The sequence below is a fragment of the Kitasatospora sp. MAP5-34 genome (genome assembly GCF_029894335.1).
Classification (GTDB): Bacteria; Actinomycetota; Actinomycetes; order Streptomycetales; family Streptomycetaceae; genus Kitasatospora.
The window spans coordinates 65505-80358 of record NZ_JARXZC010000008.1; the positions used below are offsets into that span (position 1 = coordinate 65505).

Here is a 14854-nt window from a genome sequence, read left to right on the forward strand (position 1 = left end):
CATGACGGGACAGTCATGAGGAGGGAACCCCGGATGCTTCCGGACGAACCGGCCCGACCGCAGGCTGAGGAGCACCCCGGGCTGCCCGGCTGCTACCGGCACCCCGAGCGCGAGACGGGCATCGCCTGTTCCCGCTGCGGGCGACCGATCTGCCCGCAGTGCATGGTGAGCGCCTCGGTGGGCTTCCACTGCCCGGAGTGTGTGGGCGGCGGCGCCCGGCAGGTCCGGGCGGCCACCACCCGGTTCGGTGGGCGGCCGGTCGGGGACGAGGCGCTGGTCACCAAGATCCTGATCGGGATCAACCTGCTGGTCTTCGTGCTGACGCAGTACGTCCACCCGGAGTGGCGGCAGCTGCTCAGCGTGTTCAGCTACCCGTCCCAGAACGGCGCTCCGGCGCTGGGCGTCGCCGCCGGGCCGGACCAGTGGTACCGGCTGGTGTCGGCCATGTTCGTGCACCTCAGCGAGTTCCACATCGGGGCGAACATGGTGTCGCTCTGGGTGCTCGGCCCGCAGCTGGAGAAGGTACTGGGCCGCCTGCGGTTCCTCGGCCTGTACTTCGTCTCCGGCGTGGTCGGCAACGCCCTGGTCTTCCTGGCCTCCGACGGGAACGCGTACTCCGCCGGTGCCTCCGGGGCGATCTTCGGGCTGCTGGGGGCCACGGCGGTGCTGTTCCGGGCCAGCCGGGTCCCGCTGGGGCCGGTGATCGCGCTGCTGGTCTTCAACCTGGTGATCACGTTCTCGGTGCCGCAGATCGACTGGCGGGCCCACGTCGGCGGCCTGGTGGCCGGCACGATCGCCGGGGTGGGGCTGATGTACGCCCCACGGGCGCACCGGAATCTGGTGCAGGGGTTGACGGTGGCCGCGATGGTGGGCCTGGCACTGGTGATCATGCTGATCGAGACGGCCCGCCTCGGGGCGTGAGCCGGCTGCGGGCCCGGCTGCGTAGCCGGTTCTGTGGGCGGGCTGGCTGAGCGACTGGGTGAGCGGTTGTCCACAGCGCATGTGGGGTTGTGCACACCCGGTGGTGCGCCCCCTCGGCCGCAGATCCTGCTACGCGCGTCCAGCTGTGGGTATGCCTGATTTCGGCGGCAGTTGGCGGGTCGCGGACAGGAAAGTTATCCACAGGCTGGGGTGACTTTTCCCCACTGTGGATAACCGTGTGGATAAACACATCATCCGATTGACCGGGTGGCCTTCGGGCCCGGTATCCGGACAGCCGGAAGCACCACCCCTGCCGACAGGCCGGGCGGTGCTTCCGCCGGAGCTCAGTGGCTCGGAGCGGGCGGGCCTACTTCCACTGGGTGGAGACGCCGAAGCCCGCCGCGATGAAGCCGAAGCCGGCCAGGATGTTCCAGTTGCCCCAGCTGCTGATCGGCCAGGTGCCGCTGGTCACGTAGTAGGTGACGATCCACACGAGTCCGACCAGGAAGAGCGCCAGCATCAGCGGGGCTACCCAGCTGCGACCGGAACTGATCTTCACCGCGGTCGCGTTGGTCGGCGGTGTGTAGTCGGACTTCTTGCGGAGTCGAGACTTCGGCACGAGGGGATCTCCTGTCGATGCGCTGTGACCGCGCAGGGTGCAGCGGGGGCGGGCGGCTGTGGGGACCGGTCTGTGACGGGGGACGATCGGCCCGGATGTCCACAGGTCGACCTGAGGACTTCCGGACAGGCGCTCCGCACATGCCACCGGCGTCCGTTAGCGTAGTGGCTCGCCGGGTCTGAAGGAGATAAGGGTACGGTGCCTAATTTCACGATTCCCTCCAACCCCGGCTCCGGCCGCCGTTCCGGCACCCGAATTGTCGGACGTGTCCTGACCTGCGCCGTCTTCGCACTGGCCGGACTGCTCTTCTACATCAGCGCGCAGACCGCCCGGGGCACCGATCTGCGGACCGACAACACCCTGCTGCACCTCAGTGACGTGATACAGCAGCGCAGCACCCAGAACCAGCAGGCGCAGGCCCAGCTGGGTGATCTGCAGGACCGCGCGGACGCGCTCGCCAAGGAGCAGGGGCAGAGCCCGGCCGACTCCGCGCAGCTCAAGGCGTTGCAGCAGGCCGCCGGGCTGCAGCCCCTGCAGGGCCCGGGGCTGACCGTGACGCTCAACGACGCCCCGCCCGGTGCCACCGCGCGCATCCCCGGGGTCCCCGACCCCGGCGTCAACGACCTGGTGATCCATCAGCAGGACATCCAGGCCGTGGTGAACGCCCTCTGGCGGGGTGGTGCCGAGGGGATCCAGGTGATGGACCAGCGGCTGATCGCCACCAGTGCGGTGCGCTGCGTCGGCAACACGCTGCTGCTGCAGGGACGGGTGTACTCGCCGCCGTACGTGATCAAGGCGGTGGGGAGGACGGACGGGCTGCGCGCAGCGGTCGCGGCCGACTCCGCCATCCGCAACTACCTGCAGTACGTCGCGGCCTACGGGCTCGGCTGGAAGGTCCAGGAGAGCACCGACCTGACCGTCCCCGGCTACTCGGGCACCGCCGACCTGCGGTCGGCCGCGAGGGGCTGAGCGGGCCGGTGGCACGGAGGTCTGGCGCTCGGCTGTAGCGGGTCGGCGGGCGCGCCGGGGGAAGACCCGCGATATTCGCCTGCACGGCGGGCGGGTCGGTCTAGTCTTGACCCCGACCTGAACCTCTAGGAGCACCATGTACGGCTGGATCTGGCGGCACCTGCCGGGGAACACCCTCGTCCGGACGATCCTCGCACTGCTGCTCGTCGTCGGGGTGGTCTACGTCCTGTTCCAGTACGTCTTCCCGTGGGCGGAGCCGCTGCTGCCCTTCGGCGACGTCACGGTGGACCAGAGCGGCACCGGGTGACCGGGCCCCGTACTTCAGGAGTACCGCGCGTATGACCCCCGTCGGCAGCTCGCCCCGGATCCTCGTCGTGGACAACTACGACAGCTTCGTCTTCAACCTCGTCCAGTACCTGTACCAGTTGGGGGCCACCTGCGAGGTGGTCCGCAACGACGAGGTGACGGTCGAGCACGCCGTGCGCCGGGCAGACGAGGAGGGCTTCGACGGGGTGCTGCTCTCCCCCGGCCCCGGCGCGCCGGAGGAGGCCGGGGTCTGCATCGAGATGGTGCACCACTGTGCGCGGATCGGGCTACCGGTGTTCGGCGTGTGCCTCGGCCTGCAGTCGATCGCCGTCGCGTACGGCGCGCTGGTGGACCGGGCGCCCGAGCTGCTGCACGGGAAGACCTCGGCGGTGACGCACGAGGACGGCGGGGTCTTCGAGGGCCTGCCGTCGCCGCTCACGGCGACCCGCTACCACTCGCTGGCGGTCGAGCCGGGTACCGTCCCGCCGGAGCTGGTGGTGACCGCGCGGACCGCGAGCGGGGTCGTGATGGGGCTGAGGCACCGTGAGCACCCGGTCGAGGGCGTGCAGTTCCATCCCGAGTCGGTGCTGACCGAGGGCGGTCACCGGATGCTCGCCAACTGGCTCGCGCAGTGCGGTTTCCCGGAGGCCGTGAGCCGCTCGGCGGGTCTCGCACCGGTGATCGGCCGGGGCTGAGCAGGTGACGACGCTACGCCCGGAGGGGGGCAGGCAGGCCGGGCCGGATCCGGGCGACTGGGGCGTGTACGAGCCGGCGCCGGAGTACCCCTGGCCGGCGGGCGAGGACCTGGGCGAGCAGACGATGCAACTGCGCGCGATACCCGGCGTCGGTCCGCCTGCCGGTCTGCCTGCCGGGATGCCGTCAGGGGAGCCGTACGGCGGCCAGGAAGATGGCCAGGACGGCAGCCGGGCGGGCCGGCGGCAGGTGGCGCAGGGTCGGGTGGCGCAGGGCCGGGTGGCGCTGAGTGCGGGCAACGGACGGCGCCGGGCGAGCGGGCGCTCCGCCGGACCGCGCCCGCGCCCCAAGGAGGCCGGGCAGGTGGTGGCGGCCCGGCTGGTCGGCGAGCTGTTCATCACCCTCGGGATGCTGATGCTGCTCTTCGTCGCGTACCAGCTGTGGTGGACCAACGTGCAGGCCGACGCCTCCGCCGCCGGTACCCGCAGCCGCCTGGAGCAGCAGTGGAACCAGGCCCCGCCCGCTCCGTCGGGGGGTACGGCCAAGCCCGCCGGGGCCTTCGAGCCGGGGCAGGGCTTCGCGGTCCTGTACATCCCCAAGCTTGGGTTGAAGTACCCGATCGCCGAGGGCACCGGGAAGCAGCAGGTGCTCGACAAGGGCCTGGTGGGGCACTACACCGGCACGGCGATGCCCGCCGACCAGGCCGGAAACTTCGCCATCGCCGCGCACCGGACGACGCACGGGCAGCCCTTCCGCAAGATCGGGCAGCTGGTGCCCGGGGACAAGATCGTGGTCGAGACCGCGACGTCGTTCTACACGTACCAGGTGGCAGGCGGCATCCCCGAGACGCCGCCGTCCAATGTGACGGTGATTCAGCCCGTCCCGAAGGGATCGCCGTTCACCCAGCCCGGTCGCTACATCACCCTGACGACCTGCACACCGGAGTTCAGCGCCCGGGGCCGGCTGATCGTCTTCGGCAGGCTCCTCGACGAACGGCCGAGGAGCCAGGGCGAGCCTCCCGCTCTCACGGGTGACTGAGCGTCGTTAATGGGGTGTGGAGAAGGAACGGGAGACCCCGGGTCACGAACAGCACCGCCGGAGCCCGGTGGCGGCGCTGCTCGGCGTGGTGGGTGAGCTGCTGATGACGGCGGGGCTGGTGCTGGCCCTGTTCGTCGGGTACTCGCTCTGGTGGACGGACGTGGTCGCGGAGGGCCGCTCCGGACAGGCCGGGGACAGACTGCGGCAGAGCTGGTCGGCACCGCCCGTACCGCGCCCCCCGGGCGCGCCGGAGGCCGCTCCCCCGGTGTACGCCGCCGGGGACGGGGTGGGCTTCCTGCACGTGCCCGCACTCGGCCGGGGCAACCAGACGCTGATCCGGATGGGAACGGACCCGGACGTGCTCAACGAGGGCGTCGCCGGGGTCTACCAGCAGCCGTACCGCGCGGCGATGCCCTGGGACCCGGACGGCAACTTCGCCCTGGCGGCCCACCGGGACGGGCACGGCGCCAGGTTCCACGACCTGGACCAGGTCGCCAAGGGCGACGCGATCGTGGTCGAGACCCGCGACAACTGGTACGTCTACCGGGTGGACGGCACCCTGCCGCAGACCTCCAGTTACGACACCGCCATCGTCGCGCCCGTCCCGGCGGAGTCGCCCTACCAGGGCCCCGGGCGCTACATCACGCTGACCACCTGCACCCCCGTCTACACCTCCCGCTACCGCATGGCGGTCTGGGGCAGCCTGGTCCGCGTCGACGAGATGGACGCCCGGCGGACGCCGCCGCCGGAGCTGCGCTGACCTGCGAGGTTTTCTAGTGGTCAACATGACCACTAGAAAATTGCCGGGGCGCGGAGTCGTGGTGTTCCCCCGGCGGGCGGTCCTCAACGTGGCGATGCTGCTGCGGGACAGCGAGGTGGCCCGGCAGGTGCGGGGACGGTTGCTGGACCTGGCGGAGCGGCCCGAGGCGAGCACCGGGCGGGGTACAGAGGGGGCGGGGGCGGTAAGAGGGACAGGTTGTCCCTCTTACCGCCCCCGCGCCCTGTCCGTCGTGGGTCGGGCGCCTACTGCCCCGGCGGCGGGCTGCCGGGGCCCTGGCCCGGGGTCTTGTCGGCGGCGCGGGTGAAGAGGGTGATGACGGTGCCGGGGGGCTGCTGGCTGCCGGCGGCGGGGGTGCTGTACATCACGATGGAGTTCGGGTCCGGCGGGCTGAGCGGGCCGAGGGTGTAGTTGAGGCCCAGACCCTGCAGCTGCTTGATGGCTTCCTTGAGGGTCACGTTCTGCAGCGGCGGGACGGTCGCGTTCTGGGCCATCTTGCCGACCGTGATGGTGACGTTCGCGCCCTTCTTGAGGGAGCCGCTCTTGGGCGACTGGTCGATGACCACGCCGTCCTTGGTCTGGTCGGTGACGGTCTGCGTCTTGGGCACCGCGTTGAAGCCCGCGTCGCTGAGGGCCTGGGTCGCGGCGTCCTGCTGCTGGCCGATGACGTTCGGCACCGGGGTCTTGCCCTGCCCGGAGGAGACCACCAGGTTGATGGCGGTGCCCGGGGCGGCGGTGCCGCTCGGGTCCGTCGAGATGACCGAGTCCTGGGGGACGGTGTCGCTGGCCTGGTAGGTGGTGTTGCCGACGGTGAAGCCGGCTGCGGTGATGGCGGTGGCCGCGTCGCTCGAGGACTTCCCCCGGACGTCCGGGACGGCGCTCGAGGTCGGGGCGGCGGCGATGTGGAGCTTGATCGTGCCGTCGGGCGCGATCAGGAGACCGGCGGCCGGCTCCTGGGTGCAGACCTGGCCGACCTTGATGGTCGCGTCCGGGCAGGGGATCTGGTCGACCTGGGCGGCCTGGAGCTTGGCGTTCTGGGCCTTCGCCGCAGCCTGGGCGTCGGTCAGGGTCTTGCCGACCAGGTTGGGGACGGAGACCTTGCCGGCGGCGCCACCGCCCGTCTTGGTCATCGCCGCGACCACGAAGTACGCGCCGACCAGGACCAGCACCGCCGCGACGGCGAGGATGATCCAGGAGGTGTTGTTCTTCTTCGGGGAGTCCTGGCGACGGCCGCCACGGTCGTAGCCGTCGTCGTAGCCGCCGCCGTTGTCGGGGTAGCCGGTGTCCTGGTAGCCGTAGCCCTGCTGCGGGCCGCCGACCTGGGGCAGCATGGTGGTCGCGCCGGCCGGGCCCTGCTGCGGGAGCAGGTTGGTCTGGCCGTACGGGTCGTGCTGCGCCGGGTAGCCCTGCTGGTCGTAGCCGTAGCCCTGGGCGCCCATGCCGTACGCGGCGGCCTGCTGGGCGGCGGCGACCGGGAGGCCGTCGAGGAAGCGCTCGATGTCGTCGCGCATCTCGTCGGCGCTCTGGTACCGGTAGTCGCGGTCCTTGGTGAGTGCCTTGAGCACGATCGCGTCGATCTCGGGCCGCAGCTCGGGGTCGTACGTGGACGGCGGCAGCGCCTCCTCGCGGACGTGCTGGTACGCCACCGCGACCGGGGAGTCGCCGACGAACGGCGGCCGGACGGCCAGCAGCTCGTACAGCAGGCAGCCGGTGGAGTAGATGTCGGAGCGCGCGTCGACCTGCTCGCCCTTGGCCTGCTCGGGGGAGAGGTACTGGGCGGTGCCGATGACGGCCGAGGTCTGCGTCATCGTCATGCCGGCGTCACCCATCGCACGGGCGATGCCGAAGTCCATGACCTTGACGTTGCCCTGCCGGGTGAGCATCACGTTCGCGGGCTTGATGTCGCGGTGCACGATGCCGGCCCGGTGCGAGTACTCCAGCGCCTGCAGGATGCCGATGGTCATCTCGAGCGCGCGCTCGGGCAGCAGACGTCGGCCGGAGTGCAGCAGCTCGCGCAGGGTGGAGCCCTCGACGTACTCCATCACGATGTACGGGATGGAGATGCCGTCGATGTAGTCCTCGCCGGTGTCGTACACGGCGACGATGGCGGGGTGGTTCAGTGAGGCCGCCGACTGTGCCTCGCGGCGGAAGCGGGCCTGGAACGAGGGATCCCGGGCCATGTCGGCCCGGAGCGTCTTCACTGCGACGGAGCGGCCGAGCCGGCTGTCATGGGCGAGGTAGACCTCGGCCATGCCGCCGCGTCCGAGGACGCCGCCGAGCTCGTACCTGCCGCCGAGGCGACGAGGCTCTTCCATAGTTCCGACCCTCTCCCTCACCGGCTGGTGAGGATGTGACGTAGGTGTCCCCGCACGCTCTGTTGGACGCCGCCGACGCCACGCTGGTTCTGGTGACCTCGGCCTCACGGCCGGGGCCGTGAGTGGGCAGCGGGTAGACCCGCTGCTTGCGGACACGCTACCGGTCGCGCACCCGACAACCGGCCCCGGCTGTCGGCATGTGACCGGACCGGTATCCGGGCGGCGGCTCTCGCGGATCCAAGTGTGACAAATGGCCGGGGGTGGAGACGGCTACTTGTTCAACACCGCCTCCATGATCGACTTGGCGATCGGGGCCGCGATGCCGCCGCCGCTGATCTCGTTGCTCTGGGCCGCGCCGTCCTCGACCACCACCGCGACCGCGACCGGCGAGCTGTTGCCGACCTTGGCGTACGAGACGAACCAGGCGAACGGCAGCCCGCTGTTGTCCTGGCCGTGCTGGGCGGTGCCGGTCTTGCCGCCGACGGTGACGCCGTCGATCTGCGCCTTCTTGCCGGTGCCGTCCTGGACCACGGACTCCATCATCTGCTGCAGCTTCTGCGCGGTGGCCGGGCTGACGGGCTGGCTCAGCTGGTGCGGCGAGTGCTTGGAGATGGTGGTGAGGTTGGCCGCGCGCTCCTCGTCGACGAGGTACGGCTCCATCTCGCTGCCGTTGTTGGCGATCGCCGCCGCGACCATCGCCATCTGGAGCGGGGTGGCCTGGGTGTTGTGCTGGCCGATCGAGTCCTGGGCGGTGCCGTCCGGCGAGGAGTTGAGCGGGAAGGTGCTCTTCGCGACGCTGATCGGGATGGTGAGCTTGGGGTTGTTGAAGCCGAACTTCTCGGCCTCGGCCCGCATCTTGTCCTTGCCGAGATCGGCGCCGATCTTGCCGTAGACCGTGTTGCAGGAGATCGCCAGCGCGTACTTGAGCGTGGCGTTCGCGCACTGCTCGTCCGGGCTGTCGTTGTTCAGCGGCGTGTTGGTGCCCGGCAGGATGTACGTCTGCGGGGTGTCGGTGGCGTCGTCCGGGCTCTGGTACTTGCCGTTCTCGAACGCCGCCGCCGCCGTGACCAGCTTGAAGGTCGAGCCGGGCGGATAGGTCTGCGACAGCGCCCGGTTGAGCATCGGAGCGTTCTTGTCGGCGTTCAGCGTGGTCCAGGCCTTGGAGTCGGCGTCGCTCTGGCCGGCGATGGTCGACGGGTCGTACGAGGGCGTGGAGACCAGCGCGAGGATGGCGCCGGTGCGCGGGTCGATGGCGACCGCCGCGCCCTTCTTGTCACCCAGGCCGTCGAAGGCGGCCTTCTGCGCCTTGGCGTCGATCGTGGTGACCACGTCGCCGCCCTGCTTCTGCTTGCCCGTCAGCATGTCGAGGGTGTTGCGGAAGAACAGCCGGGAGTCGGTGCCTGACAGGATGCCGTCCTCGATGGACTCCAGCTGGGTGCTGCCGAACGACTGCGAGGAGTAGCCGGTGACCGGGGCGTACATCGGGCCGTCGGTCCAGCCCTGCTTGTACTTGAAGCGGTAGCCGTTCACGAAGTCGGACTTCGTGACCGGGTTGCCGCTCACGATGATGTTGCCGCGCGGGTAGGCGTAGCGGTCGAACTTGTTCCGGTCGTTGTGGCTGTTCAACGCGTAGGTGTTGGCCTCGACGCCCTGCACCCAGTTGGTGCGGACCATCAGGGCGAGGATCAGTACGAGGCAGAAGATCGAGACCCGCCGGATTGGCTTGTTCACGAGTCGGCTCCCTTCTTCCGTGTCGGTCGGTCGGTGGTGGTGGTCAGGTGTCTGACGGTGGTCGCGTGTCGGTCGGCCGTCGGGTGCCGGTAGGTGGGCACGCGTCGGTCGGTGGTCGCGCAGACACAGTCAAGCGCACAGTCAAGCGCACATTCATTCACGCGTCCGCAGCCCGGGTCGGTTCCGGCGTGGGCGCCGGGTGTGGCGCGGGGGCGGCCGGGCGGCGGGCGCTGTCGCTGATCTTGATCAGGATCGCGATCAGCGCCCAGTTGGCGACCACCGACGAGCCGCCCTGGGCCAGGAACGGCATGGTCATACCGGTCAGTGGGATCAGCCCGGTGACGCCGCCCGCCACCACGAAGACCTGCAGCGCGAACGCCGACGAGAGCCCGACGGCGAGCAGCTTGCCGAACGGGTCGCGGGCCGCGACCGCCGTCCGCAGGCCGCGCTGGACGATCAGCCCGTACAGCAGGAAGAGCGCCATCATCCCGGCCAGCCCGAGTTCCTCGCCGAAGGAGCCGAGGATGAAGTCGCTCTTCGCGGCGAACTGGATCAGCCAGGAGCGGCCCTGGCCGAGGCCGGCGCCGGTGACGCCACCGGAGCCGAAGGCCATCAGGGTCTGGCCGATCTGTTCGGTGGAACCCGGCGGCGCCTTGGGGCCGAACGCCGCCATCGGGTGCAGCCAGGCGTCGATCCGGATCCTTACGTGCTGCTCGGAGCGGGCGACCACGGCCGCGCCGCCGACCGACATCAGCAGGCCGAAGACGATCCAGCTGGTGCGCTCGGTGGCGACGTAGAGCATCACCACGAAGAGGCCGAAGAACAGGAAGGAGGTGCCGAGGTCGGTCTCGAAGACCAGGATCAGGATCGAGAGCAGCCAGACCACGACGATCGGTCCGAGGTCACGCCCGCGCGGCAGGTAGATGCCGAGCAGGCGGTGGCTGGCGAGGGCCAGGGCGTCCCGTTTGACCATCAGGTAGCCGGCGAAGAACACCGCCAGGATGATCTTCGCGAACTCGCCGGGCTGGAACGAGAAGCCGCCCAGGTGGATCCAGATCTTCGCGCCGTAGTCCTCCCGGCGGGCCGGGAAGAAGGCGGGCGCGGCGAGCAGCACCAGGGCGACGGCCATCGAGATGTAGGTGTAGCGCTGCAGGATCCGGTGGTCCTTGAGCAGCACGACGACGCCGATGAACAGCGCGATGCCCAGACCCGACCACATCAGTTGGTTCGCCGCCGCCGGGAAGTTGCCGCGCAGCAGCGGTCCGGCCTTGTCGAGCCGCCAGATCATCACCAGGCCGAGCCCGTTGAGCAGGGTGGCGAGCGGTAGCAGCAGCGGGTCGGCGTACGGCGCGAAGCGGCGCATCACCAGGTGTGCGACCAGGGCCAGCGCCCCCATGCCGAGCCCGTACTCCAGCATCCCGGCGGGGACCTTCCGGTCCATCGCGAAGCCGACGTTGGCGTACGCGCAGACCGGCAGCAGCACCGCGAAGGCCAGCAGGGCCAGCTCGGTGCCCCGGCGGCCCCGCGCCCGCTGCGGGGTGATCGGAGTGGTCGCCCGCCACGGACGGCGCCCGGCGCGGCCGCGAAGGTCCAGGATGCTCACGGGCTGACCGCCCGCTGCCCGTCGCCTGATGTCCGTTGCCTGATGTCCGCCGCCCGAGGTCCGCTACCCGAGGTCCGCTGTCTGAAGTCTGCTGCCTGAGGTCTGCCGTTACTTCGCCGGGCAGTTGCCCGCCAGCGTCTGTTCCTGCGGGGTGAGCGTCGGAGCGGTGCCGGACCCGGCGGCCGTGGGGGTGCCCGTCGCCTGGTTCGGGATGGCGGCGCTCGGGCTGGGGCTCGGGCCGGTGGTGCGGAATCCGACGCTGGTCACCGGGGCGCCGCCCGTGCTCGCGGTCGGCGTCGTGCCGGGGGTCTGCGTGCCGGTGGCGCCGTCGGCGACCTTCTTGCACACCGCCGCCTGGGCGCTCAGGTGCTGGACCTGATCGCGGGCGTCGTCCAGGCTCTTGGCCTGGATGGTGTCGGTGACCTGGGTCCGTTGGTAGGCGGGCAGGTACTTGAGCTGGACGTCGCCGAACTGCTGGTAGACCGAGGAGAGGCTCAGACCCGCGAGGTTCTGGTTGACGCCCCGGTACACCGCGACGACATCGCCGTCCGCGCCGACGTAGTACTGGTCCTGGGTCCAGCGCCAGCCGAAGTAGCCGCCTCCGCCGAGCAGGCCGAGCGTGACGGCGACGGCCAGGGTGACCTTCAGCCAGCGGCCCTTGCGGCGCGGCTGGTCCTCGTCCTCGGCGTCGTAGTCGTCGTCGTACGCCTGCGGCTCGGCGTCGCCGAAGGTGCCGTACGCGCCGGAGCCGTCGCCGTAGCCCTCGCCGCCGTAGCCGTCCGGGTACCCGTCGCCGTAGCCCTCGGCGGGGCCGAAGCCGGGGGCCGCGCCGTCGTAGCCGCTGGCCGGGCCGAAGGAGCCCTGCGGGCTCTGCGGGCTCTGCGGCGGGCGGCCGAGGCCGGACGCCCGGCCGGCCGGGGTGTTCAGGATGAAGTGGTCGTGCGCCGTGGACGGCGGCGCCTCGGCGACCGCGCCGACGACCACCGGGACGTCGGCGAGCCGGCCGCTGAGGGTGTCGGTGGCGCCGACGTCGATCACGTCCGCGACGATGCAGGTGATGTTGTCCGGGCCGCCGCCGCGCAGGGCGAGCTGGATCAGTTCCTGGATGGTCTGCTCGGGGGAGTAGAAGCTCCCGAGCGTCTCCTCCAGGGTCTGGTGGCTGACCGGGCCGGACAGGCCGTCGGAGCAGATCAGGTACCGGTCGCCGGCCCGGACCTCGCGGATCGACAGGTCGGGCTCGACCTGGCCGCGGCCGTCCAGCGCGCGCATCAGCAGGGAGCGCTGCGGGTGGGTCTCGGCCTCCTCCGGGGTGATCCGGCCCTCGTCGACCAGGCGCTGCACCCAGGTGTGGTCCTGGGTGATCTGGTCGAGGCGGCCGTCGCGCAGCAGGTAGGCCCGGGAGTCGCCGACGTGGACCAGGCCCATCCGCTGGCCGGTCCAGAGCAGCGCGGTGAGGGTGCAGCCCATGCCTTCGAGCTGCGGGTCCTCGTCGACCATCTGGCGCAGGCGCTCGTTGGCGCCCTGCACGGCGTCGTTCAGCAGGGTGAGCAGGTCGGCGCCGGGGACGTCCTCGTCCAGCCGGACGATCGCGCCGAGTGCCTCGGAGGACGCGACCTCGCCGGCCGCCGCACCGCCCATGCCGTCGGCGACGGCGAGCAGCCGGGGCCCGGCGTAGCCGGAGTCCTCGTTCCCCTCCCGGATCAGGCCCTTGTGGGAACCGGCGGCGAAGCGCAGCACGAGGCTCATACGGACCGGGTCTCCCTCTGGATCCCACCCTGGCGATGGGTGCGCACCGCGTCGGCGCGCACGGAAGCGGCAGCGTGGCAGCCGCGCCGGGTGCTCCCGGGGCGGCGGCTGTTCTTGGACGGTGTGCTGTCCCTCATGCGCTACTACTTCCGCAGTTCGATGACGGTCCTGCCGATACGGATCGGCATTCCCGGCTGGAGCGGCATCGGCACGGTGAGCCGCTGCCGGTCCAGATAGGTGCCGTTGGTGGAGCCTAGATCCTCGACCGTCCACTGCCCAGTCTGGTCCGGGTAGATCCTGGCATGCCGGGAGGACGCGTAGTCGTCGTCGAGCACGATCGTGGAGTCGTGTGCCCGGCCGAGCGTGATGGTCTGCCCCTGCAGGGCGACCGTGGTGCCGGCCAGCGAACCCTGCACGACGACCAGCTGGGTCGGCGCTCCCCGGCGCTGCCGGGGCTGGGCCTGGGTGGCGGCGGTCTGCTGCGGCCGGTCCGCCTGCGCGGGCCGGGCCGGGCCGGGGCCGGTGGCGGGTGCGGCGGCGCCCCGGCGCGAGGAGCGCGGGTTCACCTTGGTGCCGAACAGGTCACTGCGGATCACCTGCACAGCGACGATGACGAACAGCCACAGCACGGCCAGGAAGCCCAGCCGCATGACTGTCAGGGTCAGTTCTGACATAGGTGGCCCGCTCTACCCTTCGACCTGTCGGTAGATGATGGTGGTGCTCCCCAGGACGATCCTGGAGCCGTCGCGGAGCGTAGCGCGCTGGGTGTGCTGCCCGTCCACCACGATGCCGTTGGTCGAGCCCAGGTCGAGCACCATGGCGGGTGTGCCGGGCCGGATCTCGGCGTGCTTGCGGGAGACACCCGGGTCGTCGACGCGTACGTCCGCCTCGGTGGAGCGGCCCAGTACGCAGGCGTTGCCGGTGATCTGGTGGCGGACGCCGTTGATCTCGATCCAGCGCCTGGTGGCGGCGGAGGTGTGCCCGGCCCCCGGGAACGGGCGGACGTTGCCGCCGGCGGTCGGGGGTGCGGGTGGCATGGCGGGAGGTGTGGACGGCGGGGGCGGCGCGCCGTACGGGGCCGCGCTCTGCTGCTGCCAGGGCGCGCCGGGAGCGGGCGCGGTGGGCGGGCGTCCGTAGCCGGGGTGGGCCTGCGGCGGGGCGGCCTGCGGCGGCTGCTCCTCGGCGGCGAGGGTGCGGCTGCGCACCCGGTACAGGCCGGTGTCCAGGTCGTCGGCCTGCTCCAGGTTGACCTGGAGCGGCCCCATGAAGCTGTAGCGCTGGGCGTCGGCGTACTCGCGCACCATGCCGGAGAGCTCGGTGCCGAGCTGGCTGGAGTACGGGCTGAGGCGCTCGTAGTCGTGCGAGCTGAGTTCGACGATGAAGTCGTTGGGCACCACGGTGCGGTCGCGGTTCCAGATGGTGGCGTTGTTGTCGCACTCGCGCTGCAGCGCTCCGGCGATCTCCACGGGCTGGACCTCGGACTTGAACACCTTGGCGAAGGTGCCGTTCACGAGACCCTCGAGCCGCTGTTCGAACTTCTTCAGGACTCCCACGGGGCACCCCCTTCCAAGGGCTTCGGTCGGGCTCCGGGTGGGCCCTACTAGCGGTACTTCCGTACTGATCGTATCCACGCCCGGGCCATTCGTACGGTTCCCCGCGCGGGTGGTGCTCCGGGGTGAGCCTTGGCACAGCCCTCACCTGCGGCAAGCCAGGAGTACCCGGACCGGGGCGGGCTCACCCCTCGATCCTCCTCCTCCGCTCAGCGGCCGACGGCCTCCGGCGGAAGGGATTCGTAGCCTCCCCGCAGGTCGTGCTAATGTTTTGCACGTCGGAAGGGGCCGCCCGAGAGGGAGCCGGACCGGAGACCAGCAAGAACCCGAGAGGGTTCGAAGCGGGTCCGAGGATCGGATAGCATCTACGACATCACTCGGGCGCGAGTGGCGGAACGGCAGACGCGCTGGCTTCAGGTGCCAGTGTCCTAACGGACGTGGGGGTTCAAATCCCCCCTCGCGCACAGCGGAGCCCCGCAGATCTCAGGATCTGCGGGGCTCTTTTGCGTGCGCCGAGAATGCGTGCCTCGAGCGGGACGGGGATCTGTGCTTGGCGACTGCGGGTGCCCCCGGATCAGCCCTGTC

General features: G+C 70.8%; 13 protein-coding genes, 1 tRNA gene and 1 pseudogene. 8 read left to right on the forward strand and 7 right to left on the reverse strand.

The genetic code is table 11. The features are described 5' to 3' along the window. Positions 1 to 33 precede the first annotated feature (33 nt). Complete coding sequence (locus P3T29_RS10125; RefSeq protein WP_280715979.1) at positions 34 to 921, forward strand: rhomboid family intramembrane serine protease; 888 nt, start codon at positions 34 to 36, stop codon at positions 919 to 921. Between the two features lie 367 nt (positions 922 to 1288). On the opposite strand, the gene crgA is transcribed toward P3T29_RS10125, so the two are convergent. Next, positions 1289 to 1540 (reverse strand): cell division protein CrgA, encoded by a 252-nt coding sequence (gene crgA, locus P3T29_RS10130; RefSeq protein WP_280715980.1) that lies wholly within the window; start codon positions 1538 to 1540, stop codon positions 1289 to 1291. Between the two features lie 198 nt (positions 1541 to 1738). On the opposite strand from crgA, the gene P3T29_RS10135 reads away from it, so the two are divergent. From P3T29_RS10135 to P3T29_RS10160, 6 genes and pseudogenes are all read left to right on the forward strand, one after another. Next, positions 1739 to 2509 (forward strand): DUF881 domain-containing protein, encoded by a 771-nt coding sequence (locus P3T29_RS10135; protein ID WP_280715981.1) that lies wholly within the window; start codon positions 1739 to 1741, stop codon positions 2507 to 2509. Positions 2510 to 2645: 136 nt separating this feature from the next. Then, a complete protein-coding gene (locus tag P3T29_RS10140; protein WP_280715982.1) occupies positions 2646 to 2816 on the forward strand; it encodes a hypothetical protein in 171 nt (56 codons plus the stop codon). A 31-nt stretch (positions 2817 to 2847) separates the two neighbouring features. Continuing rightward, entirely contained in the window at positions 2848 to 3510 is a 663-nt protein-coding gene (locus P3T29_RS10145; protein ID WP_280715983.1) for an aminodeoxychorismate/anthranilate synthase component II, read from the forward strand. Positions 3511 to 3514: 4 nt separating this feature from the next. Next, entirely contained in the window at positions 3515 to 4546 is a 1032-nt protein-coding gene (locus tag P3T29_RS10150) for a class E sortase (protein WP_280715984.1), read from the forward strand. Positions 4547 to 4562: 16 nt separating this feature from the next. Continuing rightward, positions 4563 to 5306 (forward strand): class E sortase, encoded by a 744-nt coding sequence (locus tag P3T29_RS10155; RefSeq protein WP_280715985.1) that lies wholly within the window; start codon positions 4563 to 4565, stop codon positions 5304 to 5306. A gap of 55 nt (positions 5307 to 5361) precedes the next feature. Beyond that, a pseudogene (locus P3T29_RS10160) lies at positions 5362 to 5457 on the forward strand (restriction endonuclease); the annotation flags it as partial. 112 nt (positions 5458 to 5569) lie between these two features. Here P3T29_RS10160 and pknB read toward each other — a convergent pair. From pknB to P3T29_RS10190, 6 genes are all read right to left on the reverse strand, one after another. Then, complete coding sequence (gene pknB / locus P3T29_RS10165; protein WP_280715986.1) at positions 5570 to 7639, reverse strand: Stk1 family PASTA domain-containing Ser/Thr kinase; 2070 nt, start codon at positions 7637 to 7639, stop codon at positions 5570 to 5572. 270 nt (positions 7640 to 7909) lie between these two features. Further along, positions 7910 to 9370 (reverse strand): penicillin-binding protein 2, encoded by a 1461-nt coding sequence (locus P3T29_RS10170; RefSeq protein WP_280715987.1) that lies wholly within the window; start codon positions 9368 to 9370, stop codon positions 7910 to 7912. Between the two features lie 157 nt (positions 9371 to 9527). Next, positions 9528 to 10913: an FtsW/RodA/SpoVE family cell cycle protein gene (locus P3T29_RS10175; RefSeq protein WP_280716074.1), complete on the reverse strand. Its 1386-nt coding sequence runs from the start codon at positions 10911 to 10913 to the stop codon at positions 9528 to 9530. A gap of 168 nt (positions 10914 to 11081) precedes the next feature. Continuing rightward, a complete protein-coding gene (locus tag P3T29_RS10180; RefSeq protein WP_280715988.1) occupies positions 11082 to 12719 on the reverse strand; it encodes a protein phosphatase 2C domain-containing protein in 1638 nt (545 codons plus the stop codon). 143 nt (positions 12720 to 12862) lie between these two features. Continuing rightward, positions 12863 to 13393, reverse strand: coding sequence for an FHA domain-containing protein (locus P3T29_RS10185; protein ID WP_280715989.1), 531 nt, complete (start codon positions 13391 to 13393; stop codon positions 12863 to 12865). Positions 13394 to 13405: 12 nt separating this feature from the next. Then, positions 13406 to 14272, reverse strand: a complete 867-nt coding sequence (locus tag P3T29_RS10190; RefSeq protein ID WP_280715990.1) for a DUF3662 and FHA domain-containing protein — start codon at positions 14270 to 14272, stop codon at positions 13406 to 13408. 378 nt (positions 14273 to 14650) lie between these two features. Here P3T29_RS10190 and P3T29_RS10195 point away from each other — a divergent pair. Beyond that, positions 14651 to 14733, forward strand: a tRNA-Leu gene (locus P3T29_RS10195). Positions 14734 to 14854 lie beyond the last annotated feature (121 nt).

Bases quoted from the DNA above. Each gene is read 5' to 3' on its own strand.
- P3T29_RS10125 (WP_280715979.1), top strand. From the start codon at position 34: ATGCTTCCGGACGAACCGGCCCGACCGCAGGCTGAGGAGCACCCCGGG.
- P3T29_RS10140 (WP_280715982.1), top strand. From the start codon at position 2,646: ATGTACGGCTGGATCTGGCGGCACCTGCCGGGGAACACCCTCGTCCGG.
- P3T29_RS10145 (WP_280715983.1), top strand. From the start codon at position 2,848: ATGACCCCCGTCGGCAGCTCGCCCCGGATCCTCGTCGTGGACAACTAC.
- pknB (WP_280715986.1), bottom strand. From the start codon at position 7,639: ATGGAAGAGCCTCGTCGCCTCGGCGGCAGGTACGAGCTCGGCGGCGTC.
- P3T29_RS10180 (WP_280715988.1), bottom strand. From the start codon at position 12,719: ATGAGCCTCGTGCTGCGCTTCGCCGCCGGTTCCCACAAGGGCCTGATC.
- P3T29_RS10185 (WP_280715989.1), bottom strand. From the start codon at position 13,393: ATGTCAGAACTGACCCTGACAGTCATGCGGCTGGGCTTCCTGGCCGTG.